We start from the raw sequence: 6430 nt of genomic DNA on the forward strand, positions 1-6430 counted from the left end.
AGGAACTGGAAGAACATGAGCAAGCTGCGCGTGGCGGTCCTCGGAGCCAAGGGCCGCATCGGCTCCGAGGCGGTGCGTGCCGTCGAGGCCGCCGAGGACATGGAGCTGGTCGCGGCCCTGGGCCGCGGCGACAAGCTGGACGCGCTCGTCGCGTCCGGCGCCCAGGTCGTGGTCGAGCTGACCACGCCCGACTCGGTGATGGAGAACCTGGAGTTCGCGGTCGGCCACGGCATGCACGCCGTCGTCGGCACGACGGGCTGGACCGAGGACCGCCTCACGCAGCTGAACTCATGGCTCGCCGCCTCCCCGGAGACCGGCGTCCTGATCGCCCCGAACTTCTCCATCGGCGCGGTCCTGACGATGAAGTTCGCCGAGGTCGCGGCCCCGTACTTCGAGTCGGTCGAGGTCATCGAGCTGCACCACCCGAAGAAGGTCGACGCCCCGTCGGGCACGGCCTCGCGCACGGCCCAGCTGATCGCCGCGGCCCGCGCGAAGGCCGGCAGCGCCCCGGCGCCGGACGCCACGCAGACCGCGCTCGACGGCGCCCGCGGCGCGGACGTCGACGGCGTCCCCGTCCACTCGGTCCGCCTGCGCGGCCTGCTGGCCCACCAGGAGGTCCTGCTGGGCGCCGAGGGCGAGACCCTCACGATCCGCCACGACTCGCTGCACCACAGCAGCTTCATGCCGGGCATCCTCCTGGGCGCCCGCAAGGTCGTCACCACCCCCGGCCTCACCTTCGGCCTGGAACACTTCCTCGACCTGAACGGCTGACCTGCGGCAATGCGCGCGAAAATCACGTACGCCATCACGGCGGCGGTCCTGGTCGTCTACTTCGTCCTGGCCGGCGACCGCGGCATCATGCTGATCCAGCAGGGCACGCTCCTCACGATCACCTTCGGTGTCGCGGTGCTGATCCTGCCGGTGATCGGCATCTGGTTCCTGTGGGCGAACACCCAGTTCGTCCGCAAGGCCAACCGGCTCGCCGAACTCCTGGAGGCGGAGGGCGGCCTGCCCGTCGACGAACTGCGCCGGGACGGCTACGGCCGCATCGACCGCGACTCGGCCGACGAGGTCTTCGCCCGCCGCAAGGCCGAGACGGAGGACACGCCGGGGGACTGGCGCTGCTGGTTCCGCCTCGCGGTCGCCTACCGCGACGCCCGCGACACCCCTCGCGCCCGCAAAGCCATGCAGCGCGCGATCGCCCTCCAGGAGGGCCGCACGCTCAGCGCCTGAGACACACGAAGGGGCCCGGCGAGAACTCGCCGGGCCCCTTCGTCGTACGTCGATCAGGTCTGCGGCCGGTACTCCTCGGCCCACACCTCGATGGTGTCGGCGGCCCGGTCGAACGCCGTGGACCGCCCCAGGAAGTCGGCACCGTGACTGGTGAGCAGCGTCGTCTGCTCACCCTGACGGTCCCGGCGTACGAGGACCAGGGCCTGTCCCTGAACGGTGCGGGGCAGCCCGAGCCAGCGCACGGGCTGCTGCACCGTGCGGGCGGTCACGACCCGGTCCCAGGGCGCCGTGCGCGTCTGGAAGAAACCGATGTGGCGCAGTCCGCGCGCGCTCACCCAGGTGCCCATCCGCAGCAGTCGCAGGGCGGCCGCGATGATCAGCACCGCCAGCACCCCGCACACGGTCGCGGCGGTGACGTCACCGGCCACGGCGATGATCACGGCTGCGAAGAGCACGTACGACGCGAGCAGCAGCAGAAGCGCCGCCGCGCCGACCCGGTACGGACCCGGGCGGTACGGGCGACGCCACTGGTCCCGGTCGTCGAAGGGCAGCGCGACATCCGCGGCCTCGTCGAATGCACGGTCGGCCGTCAGGAAGGGCAGGGGCACGACGGGTCCTCACTCGATCCACGCTGGTCTTGGGCTGTGCCCGGTGAGGCTACCCAGGCCGGACGGACCCTTCCACTTCAGGGGGTCCGGACGAGTCAGGGACGCGCCGCGCGACTCAACGCCCGTCCGACGCCTCGGACTGCTGGACGTGCTGCGTGGACTGGTCGGCGGACAGCGCCGGCATCCCGAACATCAGGGAGCCGGCGATCCCGGCGACGACGGTCAGCCCGACCAGCCAACGGCCGGCGATCTGACCTGCGGAGAGACGCTCGCGCGCAGGCGGCGTGACGTTACTGCGGAACTTGTCGGCTTCGGCGATGAAGGCGAAGGGTACGGGTTCGCGCCGACGGAACATGGGTGCTGCTTCTCCTCAAGAGGTTCGAACTAAGTGTGTTCATCTACACAGACGCGCGAACGCACCAAAGGGTGCCGTCTTTCACCAAATTCCCTGAAGTTTTTTCCCGTTCGGTGCGGAACGTGGCGAGACCGGGCGAATGCCGCGTTGTCAGTGGCGGCCCGTAGAGTGGGCGCCGCCCGACCGTAGTGATGGGAAGGACCCCCCAAGCCGTGACCGAAACCCCTGCTGAAGACCTCAAGCCGACGTTCCGAGGCGACGTCACCGTGGAGCTGGTGAAGCACACCGCGAGCGACTCGGACGTGCTGTTCGCGGCCCGCGTCTCCACCGTAGGCGAGCAGTCTTTGGATGAGCTGTCCAAGGACCCCGCCCGGTCCAAGGGGCTCATCAACTACCTGATGCGCGACCGCCACGGCAGCCCGTTCGAGCACAACTCGATGACGTTCCTCATCAGCGCGCCGATCTTCGTCTTCCGCGAGTTCATGCGGCACCGCGTGGGCTGGTCGTACAACGAGGAATCGGGCCGGTACAGGGAGCTGCAGCCGGTCTTCTACGTCCCGGACGCCGACCGCAAGCTGGTCCAGGAGGGCCGCCCCGGCAAGTACGAGTTCGTCGAGGGCACCCAGGCGCAGCAGGAGCTGACCGCCCGCTGCATGGAGGACTCCTACCGCCAGGCGTACGAGGCGTACCAGGAGATGCTGGCGGCGGGTGTGGCCCGTGAGGTGGCCCGCGCGGTCCTCCCGGTCGGCCTGTTCTCGTCCATGTACGCGACGTGCAACGCGCGCTCGCTGATGCACTTCCTCGGTCTGCGCACCCAGCACGAGCTGGCCAAGGTCCCGTCCTTCCCACAGCGGGAGATCGAGATGGTCGGCGAGAAGATGGAGGCGGAGTGGGCGGCCCTCATGCCCCTCACGTACGCGGCCTTCAATGCCAACGGCCGCGTGGCGCCGTAGTCCTGAGCAGGCACCCGGCCTCGTGGCCGGAGCACACATGTGCGGATCAGCCGTCCGAAGTGTCCGTATTGCGGCATTTCATAAAGTTCATCTAGCCTGATCAAACGGACCCGGCACTGCTTGAACCCCCGAGCAGGCAGTGCCGGGCTCCTCCTTTGTTGTGACTTGTCGCATCCCCCGAGGGGGGACCCGGTGCTGAGCAGCGAGTAGCGTGTTACCCATGGCTCCGACCTCGACTCCGCAGACCCCCTTCGGGAGGGTCCTCACCGCCATGGTCACGCCCTTCACGGCGGACGGCGCACTCGACCTCGACGGCGCGCAGCGGCTCGCCGCCCACCTGGTGGACGCAGGCAACGACGGCCTGATCGTCAACGGCACCACCGGCGAGTCCCCGACCACCAGCGACGCGGAGAAATCGAATCTCGTACGAGCCGTCGTCGAAGCGGTCGGCGACCGAGCCCACGTCGTCGCCGGAGTCGGCACGAACGACACCCGCCACAGCATCGAGCTCGCCCGCCAGGCCCAGCAGGCCGGCGCCCACGGCCTCCTCACGGTGACGCCGTACTACAACAAGCCCCCGCAGGAGGGTCTGCTCCGCCACTTCACGGCGATCGCGGACGCCACCGAGCTTCCCGTGATGCTGTACGACATCCCGGGCCGCAGCGGCGTGCCCATCAACACGGAGACGATCGTCCGTCTGGCCGAGCACCCGCGCATCGTCGCGAACAAGGACGCCAAGGGCGATCTCGGCCGCGCCTCGTGGACCATCGCCCGCTCGGGCCTGCCCTGGTACTCCGGCGACGACATGCTCAACCTCCCGCTGCTGTCGGTGGGAGCCTGCGGCTTCGTCTCCGTCGTCGGCCACGTGGTGGCACCGGAACTGCGCGCCATGCTCGACTCCTACATGTCGGGTGACGTGCACAAGGCCACGGAGATCCACCAGAAGCTGCTCCCGGTCTTCACCGGCATGTTCCGCACGCAGGGCGTCATCACCACCAAGGCCGCGCTGGCCCTCCAGGGACTGCCCGGTGGACCCCTGCGGCTGCCCCTGGTCGAACTCACTCCTGATGAAACGGCCCAGCTCAAGATCGATCTTGCCGCCGGCGGGGTACAGCTTTAACCACAGACTTGGCAAAGCTCCACAACTGAATCAACAGAACAAGCAGAACAAACAGCTACATCTCAGGCACCACCACAACAGCTACTGCACGAACGTCACGCGCGCCACGTGCCTCCAGGCACGTGGCGCGCGTGGTGAGGAGAGTCTTTTGAGTCATCCGCATCCTGAACTCGGCGCCCCGCCGAAGCTCCCGAAGGGCGGCCTGCGTGTCACCCCGCTCGGCGGCCTCGGTGAGATCGGGCGCAACATGACCGTCTTCGAATTCGACGGCCGTCTGCTGATCGTCGACTGCGGAGTGCTCTTCCCCGAGGAGGAGCAGCCCGGAATCGACCTGATCCTGCCGGACTTCTCGTCCATCAGGGACCGCCTCGACGACATCGAGGGCATCGTCCTGACGCATGGGCACGAGGACCACATCGGCGGTGTCCCGTATCTCCTGCGCGAGAAGCCGGACATCCCCCTGATCGGGTCGAAGCTGACCCTCGCCCTGATCGAGGCGAAGCTCCAGGAGCACCGCATCCGCCCGTACACGCTCGAGGTCGCCGAGGGCGACCGTGAGCGCCTGGGCCCCTTCGACTGCGAGTTCGTCGCGGTCAACCACTCGATCCCGGACGCGCTGGCCGTCGCCATCCGCACCCCGGCCGGCATGGTGGTGCACACCGGCGACTTCAAGATGGACCAGCTCCCGCTGGACCGTCGCCTCACCGACCTGCCGACGTTCGCACGGCTCGGCGAAGAGGGCATGGACCTTCTTCTCTCCGACTCGACGAACGCCGAGGTCCCGGGCTTCGTCCCGCCCGAGCGCGACATCTCGAACGTGATCCGCGGTGTCTTCGCCGGCGCCCAGAAGCGCATCATCGTGGCGTCCTTCGCCAGCCACGTCCACCGCATCCAGCAGATCCTGGACGCGGCCCACGAGTACGGCCGCAGGGTCGCCTTCGTCGGCCGCTCGATGGTCCGCAACATGGGCATCGCGCGGGACCTCGGCTACCTGAAGGTCCCCGCGGGCCTGGTGGTGGACGTCAAGACGCTCGACGACCTCCCCGACAGCGAGGTCGTCCTGGTCTGCACGGGCTCCCAGGGCGAGCCGATGGCCGCCCTCTCCCGGATGGCCAACCGCGACCACCAGATCCGCATCGTCTCCGGCGACACGGTGATCCTGGCGTCGTCGCTGATCCCCGGCAACGAGAACGCGGTCTACCGCGTGATCAACGGCCTGACCCGCTGGGGCGCGAACGTCGTCCACAAGGGCAATGCCAAGGTGCACGTCTCGGGCCACGCGTCCGCGGGCGAGCTCCTGTACTTCTACAACATCTGCAAGCCCAAGAACCTGATGCCGGTCCACGGCGAATGGCGCCACCTGCGCGCCAACGCCGAACTGGGCGCCCTCACCGGCGTCCCGCACGACCGCATCGTGATCGCCGAGGACGGCGTCGTCGTCGACCTGGTCGACGGCAAGGCCAAGATCGTGGGCAAGGTCCAGGCGGGCTACGTCTACGTGGACGGTCTCTCCGTCGGCGACGTGGGCGAGCCGGCCCTGAAGGACCGCAAGATCCTCGGGGACGAGGGCATCATCTCGGTCTTCGTGGTGGTGGACTCCAGCACCGGCAAGATCACCAGTGGGCCGAACATCCAGGCCCGCGGATCCGGCATCGAGGACTCGGCGTTCCACGCAGTCGTCCCGAGGATCCAGGAGGTCCTGGAGAAGTCGGCCCAGGACGGCGTCGTCGAACCCCACCAGCTGCAGCAGCTCATCCGCCGCACGCTGGGCAAGTGGGTCTCGGACACGTACCGCAGGCGCCCGATGATCCTCCCGGTCGTCGTCGAGGTCTGAAGCACCTGAGGAGCGGGGCCCCTCGATTTGCATCGAGGGGCCCCGCTCCAGTACGTTTACGGCTCCGCCTGAGGGGAAACCGACGCAGTTACGCGTTCGGACCACTTCCCCGAGCGGGACGGAAATTCCGACTCAGAATCTCTGATAAAGTCGGACTCGCCGGAAAGCCGAAAGGCCGGAAAGCAAAGCAAGACCCCGAGGAAATCGGCCGGTAAAACGGTCTGATAGAGTCGGAAACACGAAATACCGAAGGGAAGCGCCCGGAGGAAAGCCCGAGAGGGTGAGTACAAAGGAAGCGTCCGTTCCTTGAGAACTCAACAGCGTGCC

General features: G+C 68.1%; 7 protein-coding genes. 5 read left to right on the forward strand and 2 right to left on the reverse strand.

Annotated features, from left to right (window positions below):
* The first annotated feature begins 15 nt into the window (after positions 1 to 15).
* Positions 16 to 771: a 4-hydroxy-tetrahydrodipicolinate reductase gene (dapB, locus tag ABZ930_RS30355; protein ID WP_361554678.1), complete on the forward strand. Its 756-nt coding sequence runs from the start codon at positions 16 to 18 to the stop codon at positions 769 to 771.
* Between the two features lie 9 nt (positions 772 to 780).
* On the forward strand, positions 781 to 1233 hold the full coding sequence (locus ABZ930_RS30360; RefSeq protein WP_361554681.1) for a hypothetical protein: 453 nt from the start codon (positions 781 to 783) through the stop codon (positions 1231 to 1233).
* 53 nt (positions 1234 to 1286) lie between these two features.
* Here ABZ930_RS30360 and ABZ930_RS30365 read toward each other — a convergent pair whose 3' ends face one another.
* Together ABZ930_RS30365 and ABZ930_RS30370 are read right to left on the reverse strand one after the other, a co-directional pair.
* The gene (locus tag ABZ930_RS30365) at positions 1287 to 1841 is read right to left on the reverse strand and encodes a hypothetical protein (RefSeq protein WP_361554684.1); all 555 of its coding nucleotides are present in this window, start codon (positions 1839 to 1841) and stop codon (positions 1287 to 1289) included.
* 115 nt (positions 1842 to 1956) lie between these two features.
* On the reverse strand, positions 1957 to 2196 hold the full coding sequence (locus ABZ930_RS30370) for a hypothetical protein (RefSeq protein ID WP_361554687.1): 240 nt from the start codon (positions 2194 to 2196) through the stop codon (positions 1957 to 1959).
* A 212-nt stretch (positions 2197 to 2408) separates the two neighbouring features.
* Between ABZ930_RS30370 and thyX the strand changes: the two genes are divergently transcribed.
* From thyX to ABZ930_RS30385, 3 genes are all read left to right on the forward strand, one after another.
* Positions 2409 to 3149 (forward strand): FAD-dependent thymidylate synthase, encoded by a 741-nt coding sequence (gene thyX / locus ABZ930_RS30375; protein ID WP_361554690.1) that lies wholly within the window; start codon positions 2409 to 2411, stop codon positions 3147 to 3149.
* 220 nt (positions 3150 to 3369) lie between these two features.
* On the forward strand, positions 3370 to 4269 hold the full coding sequence (gene dapA, locus ABZ930_RS30380; RefSeq protein ID WP_361554693.1) for a 4-hydroxy-tetrahydrodipicolinate synthase: 900 nt from the start codon (positions 3370 to 3372) through the stop codon (positions 4267 to 4269).
* Positions 4270 to 4417: 148 nt separating this feature from the next.
* A complete protein-coding gene (locus tag ABZ930_RS30385) occupies positions 4418 to 6103 on the forward strand; it encodes a ribonuclease J (RefSeq protein ID WP_361554696.1) in 1686 nt (561 codons plus the stop codon).
* The last annotated feature ends 327 nt before the right edge of the window (positions 6104 to 6430 follow it).

It is taken from the genome of Streptomyces sp. NPDC046716 (assembly GCF_040645755.1).
Lineage (GTDB): Bacteria > Actinomycetota > Actinomycetes > Streptomycetales > Streptomycetaceae > Streptomyces.

Excerpts from the sequence above, each read along its gene's own strand:
- dapB (WP_361554678.1), top strand. The coding sequence starts at position 16 with ATGAGCAAGCTGCGCGTGGCGGTCCTCGGAGCCAAGGGCCGCATCGGC.
- ABZ930_RS30360 (WP_361554681.1), top strand. The coding sequence starts at position 781 with ATGCGCGCGAAAATCACGTACGCCATCACGGCGGCGGTCCTGGTCGTC.
- ABZ930_RS30370 (WP_361554687.1), bottom strand. The coding sequence starts at position 2,196 with ATGTTCCGTCGGCGCGAACCCGTACCCTTCGCCTTCATCGCCGAAGCC.
- dapA (WP_361554693.1), top strand. The coding sequence starts at position 3,370 with ATGGCTCCGACCTCGACTCCGCAGACCCCCTTCGGGAGGGTCCTCACC.